This window comes from Arthrobacter sp. DNA4, assembly GCF_024362385.1.
Classification (GTDB): Bacteria; Actinomycetota; Actinomycetes; order Actinomycetales; family Micrococcaceae; genus Arthrobacter.
Genome location: NZ_CP101466.1, coordinates 3165861 through 3183678 on the forward strand (window position 1 = coordinate 3165861; position 17818 = coordinate 3183678).

Below are 17818 nucleotides of genomic sequence, written 5' to 3' on the forward strand. Positions count from 1 at the left end.
TCAGCCCCAGTGCGGCGGCTTCTGTTCCTTCAACCACGTGTCGTGGTCATCCTCACGGTCACCCCAGTTGCGGGCGTCGTCCTCTGCGGCCTTGCTCGGGAGGATCTCTTCAGCGCCGCCTGTTACCGTCCGGGTCGCCGGACCCGTTTCGGCCGGGCCTGCAGGAACGTCCCCGCCGGTAACTGTTTCTGCCTGCCCGTCCTGGATCTTGTCCTGGCGCATGTCTTCCTCGCGGCCGTCTTCCTCAAGCCTGCCGTGTGCAGGTTTCTTTTCCTCGGTCATGGATCCCGCTTCCTGGTTTCCGCTGTCACCGTTCCGGCCTGTGCCGGGATCCCCGGGCAGGTAGGAAACTCCGGCGGACGGCGCGGCGTCAATTCCATTGAGCGCCTGGTCAACGTCGTCGTCAAGGAAGCCCACAGACTGGTGGGTCCTTCCCGGCAGCACCATGTTCTCCAGGCCCAGATAGCCTGCAATGCGGTCTGCGCAGGACGACGGGTCCGTGAACACTTCGATGGTCCACAGCGGCATGTACCGCCAGCCAAGGCGTTCCAGCAGTTGCGGACGCAGCCTGCTGCGTTCACGCACGCTCATGGTGCGGTACTGCGCAGTGCCGTCGGACTCGATGGCCACAGGCCGCGGAATCTCGGAGTCCTCCTGGCCCATGGTATTCAGGGGGTCGGCGGCTGCCACTACATCGATTGCCCCGTCGTATTGGTGCCAGACCCTTGCGCCCCGGGCACGCAGCCGGTCGCCCAGGTCCGCCACCAACGGGTCCGCGCCAAGCGCCTGTTCGCTGGCGGCGGCGCGGGACGCGGGGGTGCCAAGATCCGTGTTGCCGGAAAGTTCCCGGTCCAGCAGCGCGTACAGGTCCACCGCCCCATGGGTGAGCCGGGTGTGGTCCAGGTCCTCGGGCCGGAAGCACGTGAGCACGTGCAGGGAACGGCGGGCCCGGGTCATGGCCAGGGCAAACTTCTCCCGGCCGCCTTCAGCAGACAGCGGCCCGAAGTTGTGGAGGGCCCGCCCGTGCGGGGTCCGCCCGAATCCCGGCGAGAAGATGACATGGTCGCGGACCAGGCCCTGGGCGCGTTCCAGGTCCACCACCCGGAAGGACTCCGGGCCGGCGCCGAAGAATCCGGCCAGGCCCGGCTGGTTGGACAGCTGGAGCCGGATGGACTCGCCAATCCTGGCCGCGTGCCGCAGGCTGGCGGTCACGACCGCGAGGGACGTCCGCGGACGCAGGCGGGCGTGCTCGAAGACCAGCTCCACTACCCGGTTGACCTCGGCCACCACGGACTCCACGCCCTCATGGTCGGCACTGGGAAGGCCGGTGCCGTCCGGCAGGTATTCCACCAGCAGGGACCGGTCCAGCCCCGTGGCCGACTGGCCTTCGGGCAGCCGGCGCAGGCCGCCGTCGTAAAAGTTCTTGCTGAGCTGCAGGACCAGGTCCTCGTCCACTGCGCGGTACACCACGTTGAGCCGCCACACCGGCAGCACTGCGGAGAGCGCGGTGAAAGCGCTCTCGACGCGGTGGTGGGCGGACTCGCCGGGTGCAAGCCGCTCCACCCCAACCGTGAACGTCCGCGGCGTGGCGATGCGCGGATCGCCAAAGGCGATCACCTGCCGTGCCCGGGCAATCGACGGCAGGACGGCCTGCAGGGAGGTGGCCTCCGCGTCGAGGATCACGACGGCGTCGAAGTGCTGTTCTGCCGGAAGCAGGCCCGTCATCAGGTACGGGCTGACGGACCAGACCGGGACGAGCGTGCCGATCAGCTCAGGCGCCTGCGCGGTGAGGGAAGGCAGGGACACCCGGCCGTCCTTGAGCAGGCTGCGGAGCAGGTCTGCCTGGCGCGGCTGGGCAGCGATGGCTGTCCGCCACCGTTCCGCGAGGTCCCAACGCAGGCGGGCGGCGCCGCTGGCAATGTGGGCGTTGTCGGCCAGCCGGTATTCCGCTTCCAGCTGGCGCAAGGCGTCGCCGTCGGACATCGCCAGGTAGTCGTCGCCGCTGATCATTGCCTCAAGCGCGGACTGCCACCATGCCAGCTCCAGCTCCGCGGCGACGGATCCTTCCGGAACTTCCCGTTCGGCGAGGTCGGCCAGGAGTTCGCCCAGGCCGTGTTCGCGCATGTTCTCAATGAGGAGTGTGCGTTCGGGCAGCGTCTTGAGCGTATCGGTGTCCGCCACCAGGCGTTCCAGCCGGTCCATCAGCTGCGCATAGGGAACGGTGGACAAAGCCCCGCCGTCTTCGGAGTGCTGCAGGGCCTCGCCCAGCTGTGCCAGCTCCTGGTCCAGGGACCGGTACATGGCGTTCATCTCGGCCAGGCCGGAGGGAACGGCGGGATGGCGCTGCGTGGTGGCGTAGCCCGCCCAGAGGGCACGCTGTTCCTGGACCAGCACCAGGGACGAGTGCAGGTCCGCGATGTGGACGCCCGGACGCACGTATTCCTTGGCTACACGGCGCAGCCTGGAACGCTGCATGGCGGTCAGCTCGATGCCCCGCTCCCGCCGCCACGCGGACGGCGCCGTGGCGGAGATCAGGTCTGTCACGGGCCGGTCGAAGATGTCCGGGGTGAACTTGTCCAGGCTGCCCCGGACGGCAACCAGCAGTTCCAGCTGCTCGCCCCACTCCGCGAAGGATTCGCCCAGGCGGATTTCGGCGTGCTCGGCAACGGCGTCCATGCGGTCGCGCAGGACGGGGAGGCTCTTGGCCACCGAGCGGACCAGGTCCTGGGCTTCCTCGGTTTCCTTCCGGGTCAGCAGCCTGGCTCCGTGCCAGGGGCTGGTGGTGGCCGCCTTGCTGAAGCTGCCCAGTTCCGCGGCGCGCCGCAGCCGGCCCGCCAGCTCCTCGCGGTCCCGGATGCTGTCCAGGACGCTGCGCTTGAGCCGGACGGTGGTGGCCGGGGCAGGATGGATCGAGGTGAGCTCAGCGAGCGACTGCATGGCCTGGTACGGCGAGCAGCCCCACCTCTCGCGGACGTTGTGGAGCGATGCCACGTGGTCCATCAGGGCGTGCCGGTGTTCGGTCAGGGTGGTGTGCAGGTTCCCCAGCTGGGGTTCCAGGGACTTTTCATTGCGGACGATTGCCCGGACCAGTTGGCCTTTCAGCTGTTGGGCGGTGACGTTCCCGGTCAGCTGGAAGAGGATGGACTCCAGGCCCAACGACTCCAGGTGCCCGGAAACCTCGTTCAGGCTGGCGCGGCGATCTCCCACCACCAGCACTGTCTTGCCGGCATCCACCAGGGCGCCGATGGTGTTGATGGCGGTCTGGGTCTGGCCGGTGCCGGGCGGGCTGCTGACCACCAGGGAGTCCCCAGCGCGGGCCGCATCGACCACGTACTGCTGGTCCGTGTCGGCATCCAGCAGCAGCAGCTCATCCTTGGGGTTCCTGTTATCCAGGTGCGGGAAGCGGGACGGATCCGGTTCCTCAACGTCCACCACTTCGCCGCCGGCGGCGGTGGCCAGCGCAGAGACGATGGGGTGGGAGTCGTTGATCCAGGGGTCGTCGAGGTTGCCGGAGAGGTCCGCAAAGGTGGAGACCAGCAGGTTGTGCTGGGTTTCAGCGCCGTGGATGGGCCGGATCAGGGTGGCCAGCCGGTCCAGGACGGGCTGGGGGTCAAACCGTGCAGTGCTGTAGGCCAGCCGGGTCACGGCGTTGACGTCGAACACGATCCCGTGGATGTTTTTCAGGTGCCGCACCAGGGCGGGGTTGATCTGCGCCTGTTCGGTGAGCTGCAGTTCGAAGTCGTCCTCCCCGGGGCGAACCGTCAGGGAGATGGCGGTCAGCATGACCGGGGCTGACACGCGCTGGGGTTTGCCCCCGACGGCGGATGTCCACACCACAGTGCCTGCCGACAGGTATCCGGCGTCGATGCCGCGGTCGTTGGCGAGCTCGAAGATCTTTGACCGGATGTTGCGCGACGCCCTCGCGGCCACCACGTACTGCTGCCGGTCACGGATCAGGGTGGACAGGCGTGTGCGGCGCCCGGCCATGAGCTGGGCAAGGCCCGAGGGGTGGGCCGAGGTGAGGTCGATGGAACCTTCCGGCGTCTTGGTGAAGCGGAGCATCGTGTCCGCGCCGGTGACGGGTTTGAGCCCGGACAGCCATTTACGAAGCTCCTCCGAGCCTTCCGGGTGGCCTTGACCAACTGACACTTCTGCCTTCTTTTCTGCGTTTGCACGTGACGTCCTGGACCATACCGGCATAGATTCGAGAGTAGCCGCTCCGGCGCCGGACTTGAGCGACCGCAACACTGGGGCACCGGAAATTGCGGAGGAATTCGCTGGGAAAAAGCAGTGGCCGGCCCCCGCTGTCGGAGGCCGGCCACTAGGATGCTATTCCCACTCGATGGTTCCCGGCGGCTTGCTGGTGACGTCCAGCACCACCCGGTTGACGCCGTCCACCTCGTTGGTGATCCGGCTGGAGATCCGTGCCAGCAGGTCGTACGGCAGGCGCGACCAGTCGGCAGTCATGGCGTCTTCGGAGGACACCGGACGGAGCACGATGGGGTGGCCGTAGGTGCGGCCGTCGCCCATGACGCCGACGCTGCGGACGTCCGCGAGCAGGACCACGGGCATCTGCCATACCTCGTTGTCCAGCCCGGCCGCGGTCAGCTCGGCACGCGCGATGGCGTCCGCCTTGCGCAGCAGGTCCAGCCGTTCCTTGGTGACCTCGCCGACGATCCGGATGCCCAGGCCGGGGCCCGGGAAGGGCTGGCGGCCGACGATTTCCTGCGGCAGGCCGAGCTGGGCGCCCACGGCACGGACCTCGTCCTTGAACAGGGCGCGCAGCGGCTCAACGAGCTCGAACTGCAGGTCCTCGGGGAGGCCGCCCACGTTGTGGTGGCTCTTGATGTTGGCTGCACCTTCGCCGCCGCCGGATTCGACGACGTCCGGGTACAGGGTGCCCTGGACCAGGAACTTGATCTTTTCGCCGTGGGCTGCGGCCTCGGCGATGATGGCCAGTTCGGCTTCTTCGAAGGCGCGGATGAATTCCCGGCCGATGATCTTGCGCTTGGTTTCGGGATCGCTGACACCGGCCAGGGCCGAGAGGAAGCGTTCCTGTTCGTTGGCCACGTACAGCTTCACGCCGGTGGCGGCCACGAAGTCGCGTTCAACCTGCTCCGCTTCGCCTTCACGCAGCAGTCCGTGGTCCACGAACACACAGGTGAGCTGGTCGCCCACAGCCCGCTGCACCAGGGCTGCCGCCACTGCCGAATCCACGCCGCCGGAGAGACCGCAGATGACGCGGGCATCCCCTACCTGCTGGCGGATGCGCTCCACCTGTTCTTCGAGGATGTTGCCGGTGGTCCAGTTGGGCTCCAGCTTGGCGCCCTTGAACAGGAAGTTTTCGAGCACTTGCTGGCCGTAGGCGGAGTGCTTGACTTCGGGGTGCCACTGCACGCCGAAGAGGCCCTTTTCCTCGTTGGCGAAGGCTGCGACTTCGGCGCCCGCCGTCGTGGCGAGGACATCGAATCCTGCAGGTGCTTCATGCACGGAGTCGCCGTGGCTCATCCAGGTCTTCTGGTGCTGGGGCATGCCCTCTAGCACCGAGCGGCCGTCGCCGAGGATGGTGGTCTCCGTGGATCCGTACTCCCGCAGGCCGGTCTTGTCCACCTTGCCGCCCAGGGCGTTGGCCATGGCCTGGAACCCGTAGCAGATCCCGAAGACGGGGACGCCGGCTTCGAAGAGGTCGGCACCCACGCTGGGGGCGCCGTCGGCATAGACGCTGGAGGGGCCTCCGGACAGGATGATGGCGGCAGGGTTCTTGGCCAGGAGCTGCTCGGTGGAGTAGGTATGCGGAACCACTTCCGAATACACATTCGCTTCCCTGACGCGGCGTGCAATCAGCTGCGCGTACTGGGCACCGTAATCAACAACCAGCACCGGCTTCTGGGAAGTCTGGGATGCAGTGGGAGTAGTCACCGTAATAGCCTACTTTGCGCCCTTGCACCGGCGCACCTTGAGAAGCCGCGCTGTGACGCAGTAGACGTCCGACGGCGGGTGGCCGGTGCGCGCCAGGCCCGTTTCAGTAGCGCTGGGGAGCCTGCGGATTGGCGGCCAGTTCGGCTTCCACCTCTGCGTGGAACTTCTTCTCCACGATGAAGGACAGGAACGGCACGACGCCGCCCAGTGCCAGCAGCACCAGTTTCAGGAAGGGCCAGCGCATCAGGGACCAGAGCCGGAAGTTGGAGATCAGGTACACAACGTACATCCAGCCGTGCACGATCAGCACGGTGACGGAGACGTTCATGCCGTTGAGCACCCCGGGCGGTTCCGCGTCGGCGAATCCGAAGCCGAACGGCTGGCCGGTCACCGCGTTGGTGCCGCCCGCGAACAGGTACTGCCCGAAGCCGTACCGTGCCACCAGTTCCGCACACAGCAGCAGGAGCATGGTGCCGGTGAGGTAGGCCATGACCTTGTAGAACTTCAGGGCGGACCGGATCTGGGCCTCGGTACCGCCGAAACGGCGTTTCTTCCCGGATGTCTTGCCGGCGGCCTGCGATGAGGGGGTGGCCGGTTTCGGATCAATCATGGCTGTACCTTCTGCTGGTGCTGTTCAGGCTGCTGGTGCTGTTCGGCCTGCTGTGGAAGCTGGTGCTTTTCGTCGTGCCCGTCATCATCGTCCCCGGCGTCGTTAAGGGCCTCCTCAAGGTCCCGGTGGTAGTCGTCCTTGACCAGCCGCCACCAGATGAAAAGGGCGAACCCGGCGAAGACAACCCACTCGATGGAGTAGAAGAGGTTGAGCCAGTTGATGTGCTGCGCCGGCGGCTGCGGACCGATGTCCAGTGGAAGGAGGTTCCCCGGAACCGCTGCAGCGCTGACGTCCTTGCCGCCCACCACTTCCGCGGTGGCAGACACAAAACCGGGGTAGCTGCTCACCTCCCAGTAGTTGATGAGCTCCGCCACGGAGACGGCCGAGGCCTCCCCCGGTTTCGGAGCTTTCCCCGCCACCGGCGCTTCGGACGGCAGCAGCCGCCCGGTCAGTTCGACAAGGCCCGACGGCGGTGCTGCCGCGTCCCCGGGCTGGGCGACCCACCCGCGTGCCACCGGGATCCACGTCTGTGGTGAGGCGCCTGCTCCGGTCAGGGCGGGGGCGCCGATGACGGCGAAGGCTGAAACAACCCAGTAGCCGGTTTTGCCGTCGTGGAGCCTCCCGGGAACCAGGACCTGCTTGTCGGGACTGTACGTCCCCTGGGCAGTGACCATCTGGTCGGCAACGCTGCCGTGGAAGAACTCACCCGGCTGCAGGGTGCCGGTGAGGGGCTGCACCTGTTCGGTGGCGGGGTTGACCGGAACCTCGGGTTGGGTGGAGCGGCCGAACTGCCACTGGCTCAGCAGCACGAAGACCCCGGAGAGAGCGATCGCGAAGATAAAGCCTGCGATCCATCGGGGCTTAAGGGCTGTTTTCCACACGTCTTAACCGTACTTCGTACTTCTGTAGAACAACTAAACGCCAAGGGCGTCCGGGCCCGGAAGCGGGACCGGGGATGCGCCTAGTGGTCGAAGAACACCAGGCTGGAGTTGATGAGCTCGGCGATTACTTCGGCGTCATAGGCACGCCGCAGCGATTCGCGGAATGATTCCTTGGAGAGTGACCTGGCCAGGGTGGCCAGGACTTCCAGGTGGTCGGAGAACGAGCTGGCCGGGGTGGCGATCAGCAGGATGACCGTGGCAGGACCGTCGGCTGCCCCGAAGTCGAGCGCGTGGCCGTACTTGGTGATGCCGACGGCGATGGAGGTTTGGGACACGAATTCGCTGCGGGCATGCGGCAGTCCGATGCCGCCCGGGAGCCCCGTGGCCAGCTGGTGCTCCCGGGCATTGACGTTCTTCAGGAACCCGTCAAGATCCGAGATCCGCCCGGCGGCGTGAAGCCGCTCTGCCAGTTGGTTGGTGGCCTCGGTCTTGTCCTTCGCCTCCATTTCCAGGATCACCATGTCGGCGGTGGTCAGGTGGGCGTCATACGGGTCCAGTGGTTCCGCCAAGGCGTTTCCCTTCGGTCAGCAGTGGGGCGAACGGCCCCTCAACGCAAGGGCACGATATCTTCCGCGCCCAGGCGGGCGGCGTCTGCGGATTCGTCGTCCGGCTGTTGCTGGCTGAGGCGTTCGGCCTCCACGCGGGCAAGGTAGTGGCGGACTTCGTTTTCACGCTGCGTGTCGCTCCAGCCAAGGACGTCACCCATCAGTTTAGCGACAACGGGGGCGGCGGACACGCCGCGGTCCCATGCTTCGATGGAGATCCTTGTGCGCCGGGTCAGGACGTCCTGCACATGGCGGGCACCTTCATGGCTTGCGGCGTAGACGGCCTCTGCCTGCAGGTAGTCGTCGGCACCCGGTAGTGGTTCCGCCAGTTCCGGGTTCTGCTCAATGATGGCCAGGACCTCGGGTGTCATGGACCCGTACCGGTTGAGCAGGTGCTCGATCCGGGCCACGTGGACCCCCGATTCCTCCGCGGTGCGGTTGCGGCGGTTCCAGGCGGCCCGGAAACCGCTGGCGCCCAGGAGCGGAATGGTTTCGGTGCAGCTGGGCGGGACCCGTTCGTCCATGGTGCGGGTGGCCTCGTCGACGGCATCCTTGGCCATGACACGGTAGGTGGTCCACTTTCCGCCTGCCACCACCACAAGTCCGGGAACAGGGTGCGCCACCACGTGCTCGCGGGACAGCTTGGCGGTCGAGTCGTTTTCGCCGGCCAGAAGCGGCCGCAGGCCGGCATAGACCCCTTCGACGTCTTCGCGGGTCAAGGGCCGTTTCAGCACCTGGTTGACATGCTCCAGGACGTAGTCGATGTCCTTGCTGGAAGCCGCGGGGTGGGCCTTGTCCAGGTGCCAGTCAGTGTCAGTCGTGCCGATGATCCAGTGCCGTCCCCACGGGATGACGAACAGCACGGACTTCTCGGTACGCAGGATCAGACCCACCGTGGATTGGAAGCGGTCGCGGGGAACCACCAGGTGGATGCCCTTGGAAGCGCGGACCTTCAGCTGGCCGCGGTCTGTCACCATGGCCTGGGTTTCATCGGTCCACACGCCGGTGGCGTTGATGACCTGCTTGGCGCGGATGCTGAACTGCGTCCCGTCCTCGCGGTTTTCCACCTTGGCGCCCACCACCCGTTCGCCTTCGCGGAGGAAGTCCACCACCTTCATCTGGTTCACGGCATGGGCGCCGTAGTAGGCGGCCGTGCGGACCAGGTTGGCGCAGTATTTGGCGTCATCCACCTGGCCGTCGTAGTACCGGATGGACCCGACGAAGGCGTCGTTCTTGAGGCTGGGGGCGGCCCGCAGGGTGCCGCGCCTGCTCAGGTGCTTGTGGAACGGCACTCCCCTGCTGTGGTAAGCGGAAACGGACATCGCGTCATAGAGTGCGATGCCGGCCCCCACGTAGGGACGCTCGATGAAGGGTTTGGTCAGCGGATAGAGGAACGGCACCGGCCGGGCGAGGTGGGGTGCGATTTCGGAGAGGAGCAGCCCGCGTTCCTGCAGGGCCTCCTTGACCAGGGCGAAGTCCAGCATTTCCAGGTAGCGCAAACCACCGTGGATCAGTTTGGACGAGCGCGAGGACGTACCGGCCGCCCAGTCGCTTGCTTCGACGATGCCAACGCTCAGCCCGCGGGTCACGGCGTCAAGCGCAGCCCCCGTGCCAACGATGCCGCCGCCGACGATCAGGATGTCAAGTTCCTGGCCCGGTTCGGTGGTGGCGCGCAGCCGCTGGATGGATGCTTCCCTGGCTTCCGGGCCAAGGACCCCGCCGTTTGCAGGAACACTCTTCATTGAACGCCTCCAGTGCCTCTAGTGCCGTAGTAAACCCACACTACTTGCTAGGGGCGTGCTTTGGGCAGGGCGGGAGGGCGCCCGCCCCGCCCTGCCGGGGCGTGTCAGTTCCCTGCGTACGGCGACACGACGACGTCGACCCGCTGGAATTCCTTCAGGTCCGAGTAGCCGGTGGTGGCCATGGAGCGCCGCAGGGCGCCGATGAGGTTGGATGTGCCGTTGGTGTGGTGGCCGGGTCCGAAGAGGACTTCCTCCAGCGGGCCGACGGTGCCGACGTTGGCGCGGTCTCCGCGGGGCAGCTCGGTGTGGTGGGCCTCCTGGCCCCAGTGCCAGCCCTTGCCGGGGGCTTCTTCTGCCCTGGCCAGGGCGCTGCCCAGCATGACGGCGTCGGCGCCCATGGCGATCGCCTTGACGATGTCACCTGAGGTGCCCATGCCGCCGTCGGCAATGACGTGGACGTAGCGTCCGCCTGACTCGTCCATGTAGTCCCGGCGGGCGGCGGCGACGTCGGAGATGGCTGAGGCCATGGGCGAGTGGATGCCCAGGGCACGGCGCGTGGTGGTGGTTGCACCGCCGCCGAAGCCCACCAGTACGCCCGCAGCGCCGGTGCGCATGAGGTGCAGCGCCGGAGTGTAGCCGGCAGCGCCGCCGACGATGACGGGGACGTCGAGTTCGTAGATGAACTGCTTGAGGTTCAGCGGTTCGTGGTCCTTGGAGACATGCTCTGCCGACACGGTGGTGCCGCGGATCACGAAGATGTCGACGCCGGTCGCGAGGACCGTCTTGTAGTGCTCCTGGGTGCGCTGCGGGGTGAGTGACCCGGCAACGGTGACGCCGGCGTCACGCATTTCGGCGAGCCGGGACGTGATGAGTTCGGGCTGGATGGGTGCCTGGTACAGCTCCTGCATGCGCGTGGTGACGGCCGGGCTGTTGGTTTCATCCTGGAGCGCCGCGATCTCATCGAGGATGGACTGCGGATCCTCATACCGGGTCCAGAGGCCTTCCAGGTCCAGCACGCCGAGGCCGCCCAGCTTGCCCAGGGCGATAGCGGTGGCCGGTGACATGGCCGAGTCCATGGGGGCCGCGATCACCGGCATCTCGAACTGGTACGCATCGATCTGCCAGGAGACGGAGACGTCCTTGGGGTCGCGGGTGCGACGGTTGGGGACGATTGCTATGTCATCCAGGGAGTAGGCACGACGCCCACGCTTGCCACGGCCGATCTCGATCTCATAAGTCACTGCTCTAGGTTATCCCAGTGGCTTCGGTGGCTTTGCCTGGGCCGTCCCTGGCCGTGTGCAGATGGGCAGGGGTGCCCATGGCAGGGCAGTCGGACGACACGTAGCCTAAGGGCCGGGGGCATCGGTGAACGCTCCCGTGCCGATCTTCCGAGGAGAACCAACCATGGCCCCTGGCCTCTACGGCGCTGACATTGAGCAGTTGCGTTCCCTGTCCAAATCCATGGACCGTTCCGGGTCCCGCCTGATGGATACGGAACGCCAGATCACCAGCCTGGTAGCAAGCATCGAGTGGAAGGGCAACGACGGCGGGCGCTTCCGGCGCGAGTGGAGTGACACCTGGCGCCCCATGATGAGGCAGACGTCCCAGTCTCTGCTGGACGCTTCGAAGACGCTCCTCACGCAGGCTGACGAGCAGGAACAGGCCAGCACCGGCCGGGCCGGACCATCTGGGGGTCCCGTGGGCCCCTCAACCCCCGGGGTGCCGGGCACCGCGGCGCCCGGGCCGTTGGACGCCGTGCTCGGCGTTGCCGCAAGTCCCGGGTGGTGGGGAGCCAACACTGCGGTGACCACGGCTGGGCTTTATACGGACGATCTTATGGCCACCATGGCCAAGGGCGGCCTTCTCACAAAACTGACCGACTGGCCTTGGCTCACCGCGCAGTACGCCCAGGTTCGGGGCATTGGATACGTCCGCGGAACACAAGTCCTCAACGGCACGTCCATGCTCGGACGCCTGTCGGGCGGGCTGGGGATTGTCACGGGTGGGGTCCAACTGCTGCAGGGTATGGAGACCCGCAATACCGGCATGGCGGTCGACGGCGGCATCTCCGCCGTCCTTGCCGCCGGAAGCTTTTTCCAGGGGCGGCCGTTCTTCGCCGTGGCCGGCATCGCCTGGGGCGGCCTGGGCCTGCTCGCCTCGAACCTCGGTTACGGCTCGGCCTCCGAAATGGTGGCAGATGCGGCCACAAAGACCGTTGATGCGGTGGCCGACGGCGCCAAAAAGACCGTCGATGCCGTTGCAGACGGAGCTAAGAAGGTGTGGGGCTGGCTCACCTGACATCCAGGCTTCCCTAGACTAAAACCCGAGACCTGTCGACCCTAAGGCTGCTGTGACTACCCAAGAAGACGCACCCCTGCTCATCACCGAACACGAACTGATCGCCCTGATTGCCCTGGCCGGAACCACCGGCGCCCTGAAATGCCAGAGTCTTTTCCGGCTTGACCAATCCGCCGGTGCACCGCTTGAACAGGCCGGGGTGGCCACCCTCCTGGAACGCGGGCTCATGACCATCGAAGCGGAAAGCCTGGTACCCGCAGGGCCGGCAATCGGTGTGGCGGGAGTCCTGGCGGATTCCGATGCGTGGCTGGAGGTGGCCCTGGTGACGCCCAAGGCTGAACACGTCTATTTCCTGTTCGGGTCAGGCAACGGGGCTTTGGTCCTCAGCCTCAGCAAGTACGGTGTCCATGAACTGCGCCCCGTGACCGACGCTGACGGAATGTTCACCACCGCCATCGAAATGGTCCGTTTCTATCTGGGCACGGCGCCGGACGGGCTGCCCGCGGCCGGCACGCTCCGCCGGCACCTCGCGGACGGCACCTTCCACGCCGTCCACGTCAAGGCGGCGGCGGACGGTTCCCTGGAGATCGTCATCGGCGACGACGCACAGCCTGCCCCCGCGGCGCTGGGCGCGGAGGACCTCAGGGACCGGCTGCGCCAAGGACTGGGCCTGCTCCCGGCATGACACAGCACATTCCTTACCCCGCCGATTTGCCCGTGCATTCGCTCGACTACTGGCTCTCCCCCGAACTGGCCAGGATCAGCCCGCCGGATGCCCCCTCCCGGCTCCGCGAGCTGGCCGATGCCCAGGGCACCCTGGCCGCCGGCTGGAGCGGGGCGATCGCCGGCGGCCCCGTCCTGGCCCTGGCAGGCGCCTTCACCTCCGTGATGTCGGGGAATCCCGCGGCAGCGCTTGTCTTGGTCCCGCTGGGGGCCATCCTGGTGCTGCTGGGCCTCTTCGGGTGGAAACGGGTCCGATCCGTCCTGCCCCGGACTGACAAGGCCCTGATCACCCGTGGCCCCGGATCTGCCCGCGGCGGCATCGGCATGGTGTCGTTCCTGGCTGTCGTTCTCGGCGGGATCATTTACCTGTACCTGCCCTCCGCCATGGCAAAGGGTGCCGGTGAGGTCACAATCGTGGTGGGCATCTACGTGCTCCTCCTGGCCCTGCTGGTCGCGTGCATCATCGTCCCGTCCGCGGTCCTGGGCCGGGCCCGGGAGTCGTTCCGCCTGCGGGTGCAGACCAACCCGGGCCTTCGAAGGGCAGTCGAGGAGGACCTGGCAGTCTGGCGCGATCCGTACGGCAACGCCGCCTACGGGCCGCTGTGAGGCGCCGCGCTTCCGGTTACAGTGGCGTGGTGAGCAGCCGCTGGACATTTGACGGGCACATCGCCGGGATTGGCACCGCCTCCGGGCTGCGCGCCGTGGTGGGCATGTGGCAGGACTCCCCCTTTGGGTCCTTCTCGGACGTCATGGTGCAGCAGCCTTCCGGGCACCGCCTGCTGCTGGCACCCACACCCGACGTGGCCGGCTTTATCGCCGCCACCTACAGCTTTGACGAGGTGCAGGTGGTTGACGTCGCCGCCTCGCTCGACCGCCACAACTTGACGGTCGACGCCGGCCCGCTGGCGATCCGGGCCATCACCGGCGCGAGGACCCTGCTGGGAACAGCGCTGCGGGCAGTACCCCGGCGCCTTGCAGTCCATCCCCGCTGGCTCGCCGCGGTCAATCCGTTCGCTGCCCTCGCGGCACCCGGCGCCCGCACCTACGGAACTGCGGGCAGCGGAAGGACGGAGTTCTATGGGGTGACGGACCTGCAGCACGTGACGTCCGCCGTCGTCCGCTGGAATGGTGCCGATGCCGGAGCGCTGGCCCCCATCCGGCCAGCCGTCACGTTCGGCTTCAGCAGCGTCCCTCCCCGCCCGAGCATCGCCCGCGTGCGCACCACCGTGGTGGACGGCAGGCACGGAGGATAGATCTGCCCATCGCTGCATGCGCGGGCCTGTATTAGCTTTGGCACCGGAAAAGTGATTTTGGGGGAACAGCGTGGCACCGGGCGATGACTCAAGGGCATCGGCTCCTTTCGGTTCCGGCATCAGGGATCTGGGAGGGGTGCCGGACGCGACGGCTTACGGCTACGCCCAGCGCCGGTCCTGGATCTTTTTCGCCTGGTGGTACCCGGCAGTGCTGGCCATCGCCGGCCTGCTCTACGCCGTGCTCGCGCTGGCACTGGGCCAGAGCGCCGAAACCGGCATCGTTATGGCCGTTCTGGGGGCAGTGCTGGCTTCCACGGGTTGGGCCTTGACCGCCTGGCTCCGGTTCACCCGCAGGCCGCCGCGCCCCGCTTCCGACCTTCTGCGGGTGGAGCGGGGGATCCGGGGCACCCCAGTGATGGTCTGGACTATTCTGGTCGCCACCACGGCCGCCGTCGTGGCCTTGATCCTGTTCACCCCCAACGGCGCCTCTCCGGAAAATTTGCCGCTGCTCGGGCTGCTGGTCACGGTTCCCCTCGGCTCGGCCGCCGGCCTGCTGCACACCCGCCGCCTGATGTGCAACAGCGCCGGACTCTACGCCCGCTGGCTCGAACGCCGTTCCCTGACGGAGCATTCATGAGGGGTGGCGTGGCTTCGCCCAGCACTGAGGACGCACCGCAACTAGCCCTGGGCCACGCCCACCGCCGGGCCCGTGTCTTCTGGTTTTGGTGGATGGGTATGGTCTTCGCCGTACCCGGCGCGGTTCAGGCGATTGTATTGGCCGGCACTGGCCAGAATCCTGAGAATGGACTCGTGCTGGCGTTCCTGGGCGTTGGCATCTCCGGGGCGGGCTGGCTGATGGCAGTGGGGCCGCGGTTTACGCGCAGTGCACCCCGCCCGGCCAACGACGCTAACCGTGCCGAGCAGTACATCCGAATTGTTCCCGGAACCGTGATCGGCATGGTGGTGGCGATGCTGGTGCTGGTTTCACTCCTGATGGTGGCCACGCCGCGCGGAACCTCACCCGACGTCCTGCCCATCCTTGCGTTCCTGGCTGCTTTTCCCTTGCCTATTGGAACAGGAATGCTGTATTCGCGGCACCTGCACCAGCACCGCGACCGTCTCTACGCCGCCTGGTTGCGGCGCCGCTGACGCAACCACGCGGCTCACAGTCTCCGGCGGGCACGTCAGACTTCTTCAGGTTCCTCCACGGAAAGCTGGGACTCGAACATCCTGAAATACCGGCCGCGCAGGGCCACCAGTTCCTTATGGGTGCCTTTCTCCACAATGCAGCCATCCTCCAGCATGTACACCACGTCCGCCTTCTCGATCGTGGCGAGCCGGTGGCTGATGGCGATGATGGTGCTGCTGCGGTCCGCGAAGAGACGCGTGAAGATACGATGCTCCGCCAGGGCATCAATGGCGGAGGTGGGTTCATCCATGACCATGAAGGACGCGTCCCGGTAGAAGTTCCGGGCCATCGCCAACCGCTGCCACTGGCCGCCGGACAGGCCGCTTCCCTTCCGTCCCCGAGGATCCTCCATCCAGTTGCTCACGTGGTTGTCCAGGCCGTTGGGCAGTTTGTTGATGAATTCGAGCGCTTCGGCGTCGGCTGCAGCCTTGCGGACGCGGGCGTCGTCGCGCGGCGAATCAACGTCGCCGAAGTAGATGTTGTCGGCCGCAGTGGCGAACTCGTACTTCAGGAACTCCTGGCTGAGCACGGCAAGGTGGCGGTGCCAGGAGGTGACGTCGACGGCGGCGAGATCCACGCCGTCGAGCAGTACCTGGCCTGAGTCGGGCCGGTAGAGCCCTGCGAGGATCCGGATCAGCGTGGACTTGCCCGCACCGTTCTCCCCCACGATGGCGATGTGCTGGCCTTGGCGGATGGTGAGGCTGATGCCCTTGATCACCTCGATCTCGCTGCCTGTGTACGTGAAGCGGATATCCTTCAGCTTCACTTCCCTGGGCGCTTCCAGGAGGGGCGGGGCATGTTCCAAGTGGACGGGCATGGCCATGAACAGCTCGTAGTCCTTCAGGTTGGCCAGGTCTTCATCAATAGAGCTGAGCGAGGACACGAGGTTGTTTGCGGTGGACAGGGCACGGCTGACGATCTGCTGGACGTAGAGGAACTGGCCCACCGGGGCTGCGCGGGCAATAATCCGGCCCACCACCCAGATCAGGGACACCACTTCGGCACCGTACTGCAGCGCGTCCGCCGCCAGCTGTTTGGGGATGTACCGACGCTGGTAGTCGAGGCGACGGCGTTCGTCCGCGTCCCGGAGCCGGGAACGTAGCTCCATGAGGAAACCGACGATGCCGTAGAGCCTCATTTCGGCAATGTGCTGCGGGCGGAGGAGGTTGGTCTCGATCATGCGGCGCTGGCGGCGCGAGTCCACCTGCGTGTTCCAGTGCGCAATCTGTTCCCTGGACAGCTTGAACTGTAGGTACACGCTGGGCACGATGGCCACCAGGACGATGACGGCGATCCACCAGCTGACCAGCAGCAGGGCGACTACAGCCAGGATGACCGAAACAAGCTGGGTGAAGATCGCGGCAATCCGGTCCAGGACGCGGGCGTAGGAGTCGGAGAACCGTTTGGCGCGGTCGTAAAGGTCCACCGTCTCCTTGTCGTCGTAGCGCCAGAACTCCAGGGAGAGGAAGCGCTCGTACATCTGGTCCCCCACGATGGCGCCTACTTTGAAACTCATCAACTGCTGGATGTAACGGTCCACGCTGTTGAAGGCGCCCCAGAACAGACCCAGCGCGGCAGTGACGATGACGTAGACGATGGCAAGGCGCCCCGCTCCGCCGTCGCCCGCGTACGCTGCCGCCAATGCTGTGGTGGTGAGGGACGCGTAGAAAGTGGTGACCAGCGGCAACACAGCGGAGATCAGGGAACCGAGCACCTTCATGACCACCGCGCCCGGGGAGGCACGGAAGCTCACCCGGAGCACTTGGGCCACGGCCTTGGCATAGGGGCGCAGGGCAAGCCGCTTTTGCGGGTCGCGTTTAGGGGTCAGTTCCGCCGGATGGCGCGGTTGGGACATGGAATCAGCCTAGTGCCGGTCGGTCCGTCATGATGTGGAATGGAGACAGCGCAGCAGGGCATCTTCGCCTGGCGAGTGTGCCATGTAGTGGAAGTCCGGCCGCCCACCAACCAACCGATGTGCTCCCCCGCTGTGGGTTGCCGCTCTCATCCACTCCTGGCCCAGCCATTGTGGCCAGTGGGTTGGTTCGGCATCCTGGTGTTCGGGCTTGTAGTGCCTGCCTGTTGGTGAGGTCCAGCCGGGTGGCTCATTCTTGTTGGCCGGGTCCGGTGTCCATCTGCCGTGATGTTTGAGCCGATGATGCTTGGGGCAGAGCTGTGCCAGGTTGCTGGTTCCGGTGGTGCCGCCGTGTTGCCACGCGTGTAGGTGGTCTGTTTCGTTGTCGGGGGTCTTGTTGGTGCAGCCGGGGAAGGTGCACTTGGCATCCCGCAGCCTGATCCAGCGTTTGATGGCCTCGGTGAGCCGGTAGCTTTTGCGGCCGATTTCCAGGGGTGCCCCGTCCCGTGGGTCGACCAGGACCCGGTAGAACGAATCCGCCCCGTCCGCGACGAGATTGCGTGCCATGGATGCCGGGATCGGGCCGAAACCATCCAGTACGGCGGGTTCATCGGTCTGGCCGAGGAGGGAGAGCACGGGCACGGTGACCAGGACGTCGGCCCGCGGGGTAGGGACCTGTCCGACCTCCATGGGTTTCCCGGTTTGTGTGGTATGCCCGGCGCCGAGGAGGATGCTGCGATGTCGGG

Annotated in this window: 15 protein-coding genes; 6 read left to right on the plus strand and 9 right to left on the minus strand. The window is 66.5% G+C overall.

What is annotated here, in order from left to right; translation table 11 throughout:
* From NMQ03_RS14550 to NMQ03_RS14580, 7 genes are all read right to left on the minus strand, one after another.
* Nucleotides 1–4200 (minus strand): DUF4011 domain-containing protein, encoded by a 4200-nt coding sequence (locus NMQ03_RS14550; RefSeq protein ID WP_255172771.1) that lies wholly within the window; start codon nucleotides 4198–4200, stop codon nucleotides 1–3.
* A gap of 129 nt (nucleotides 4201–4329) precedes the next feature.
* A complete protein-coding gene (gene guaA, locus NMQ03_RS14555) occupies nucleotides 4330–5919 on the minus strand; it encodes a glutamine-hydrolyzing GMP synthase (protein WP_159631439.1) in 1590 nt (529 codons plus the stop codon).
* A gap of 103 nt (nucleotides 5920–6022) precedes the next feature.
* Nucleotides 6023–6529 carry a DUF3817 domain-containing protein gene (locus NMQ03_RS14560; RefSeq protein WP_255172772.1) on the minus strand — a complete coding sequence of 169 codons (507 nt, stop codon included), beginning with the start codon at nucleotides 6527–6529 and terminating at the stop codon, nucleotides 6023–6025.
* Nucleotides 6526–7410 carry an SURF1 family protein gene (locus tag NMQ03_RS14565; RefSeq protein WP_255172773.1) on the minus strand — a complete coding sequence of 295 codons (885 nt, stop codon included), beginning with the start codon at nucleotides 7408–7410 and terminating at the stop codon, nucleotides 6526–6528. The genes NMQ03_RS14560 and NMQ03_RS14565 overlap by 4 nt, the downstream gene beginning before the upstream one ends.
* A gap of 80 nt (nucleotides 7411–7490) precedes the next feature.
* Nucleotides 7491–7979, minus strand: a complete 489-nt coding sequence (locus NMQ03_RS14570; RefSeq protein WP_255172774.1) for a PTS sugar transporter subunit IIA — start codon at nucleotides 7977–7979, stop codon at nucleotides 7491–7493.
* A 38-nt stretch (nucleotides 7980–8017) separates the two neighbouring features.
* Nucleotides 8018–9757, minus strand: coding sequence for a glycerol-3-phosphate dehydrogenase/oxidase (locus NMQ03_RS14575; protein WP_255172775.1), 1740 nt, complete (start codon nucleotides 9755–9757; stop codon nucleotides 8018–8020).
* A gap of 104 nt (nucleotides 9758–9861) precedes the next feature.
* Complete coding sequence (locus NMQ03_RS14580; RefSeq protein ID WP_255172776.1) at nucleotides 9862–10998, minus strand: GuaB3 family IMP dehydrogenase-related protein; 1137 nt, start codon at nucleotides 10996–10998, stop codon at nucleotides 9862–9864.
* A gap of 163 nt (nucleotides 10999–11161) precedes the next feature.
* Between NMQ03_RS14580 and NMQ03_RS14585 the strand changes: the two genes are divergently transcribed.
* The 6 genes from NMQ03_RS14585 to NMQ03_RS14610 all read left to right on the plus strand — a co-directional run bounded on the left by NMQ03_RS14585 (nucleotide 11162) and on the right by NMQ03_RS14610 (nucleotide 15180).
* Nucleotides 11162–12055 (plus strand): WXG100 family type VII secretion target, encoded by an 894-nt coding sequence (locus tag NMQ03_RS14585; RefSeq protein ID WP_255172777.1) that lies wholly within the window; start codon nucleotides 11162–11164, stop codon nucleotides 12053–12055.
* Between the two features lie 52 nt (nucleotides 12056–12107).
* Complete coding sequence (locus NMQ03_RS14590) at nucleotides 12108–12740, plus strand: hypothetical protein (protein WP_255172778.1); 633 nt, start codon at nucleotides 12108–12110, stop codon at nucleotides 12738–12740.
* Nucleotides 12737–13384 (plus strand): hypothetical protein, encoded by a 648-nt coding sequence (locus tag NMQ03_RS14595; RefSeq protein WP_255172779.1) that lies wholly within the window; start codon nucleotides 12737–12739, stop codon nucleotides 13382–13384. Before NMQ03_RS14590 ends, NMQ03_RS14595 begins: the two co-directional genes overlap by 4 nt.
* A gap of 29 nt (nucleotides 13385–13413) precedes the next feature.
* Entirely contained in the window at nucleotides 13414–14031 is a 618-nt protein-coding gene (locus NMQ03_RS14600; protein ID WP_255172780.1) for a hypothetical protein, read from the plus strand.
* A gap of 70 nt (nucleotides 14032–14101) precedes the next feature.
* Nucleotides 14102–14668: a hypothetical protein gene (locus NMQ03_RS14605; RefSeq protein ID WP_255172781.1), complete on the plus strand. Its 567-nt coding sequence runs from the start codon at nucleotides 14102–14104 to the stop codon at nucleotides 14666–14668.
* A 173-nt stretch (nucleotides 14669–14841) separates the two neighbouring features.
* Nucleotides 14842–15180, plus strand: coding sequence for a hypothetical protein (locus NMQ03_RS14610; protein ID WP_255172782.1), 339 nt, complete (start codon nucleotides 14842–14844; stop codon nucleotides 15178–15180).
* A gap of 35 nt (nucleotides 15181–15215) precedes the next feature.
* Here NMQ03_RS14610 and NMQ03_RS14615 read toward each other — a convergent pair whose 3' ends face one another.
* Together NMQ03_RS14615 and NMQ03_RS21225 are read right to left on the minus strand one after the other, a co-directional pair.
* Nucleotides 15216–17075, minus strand: a complete 1860-nt coding sequence (locus NMQ03_RS14615) for an ABC transporter ATP-binding protein (RefSeq protein ID WP_255172783.1) — start codon at nucleotides 17073–17075, stop codon at nucleotides 15216–15218.
* A 27-nt stretch (nucleotides 17076–17102) separates the two neighbouring features.
* Nucleotides 17103–17762 carry an HNH endonuclease signature motif containing protein gene (locus NMQ03_RS21225; RefSeq protein ID WP_369693185.1) on the minus strand — a complete coding sequence of 220 codons (660 nt, stop codon included), beginning with the start codon at nucleotides 17760–17762 and terminating at the stop codon, nucleotides 17103–17105.
* Nucleotides 17763–17818 lie beyond the last annotated feature (56 nt).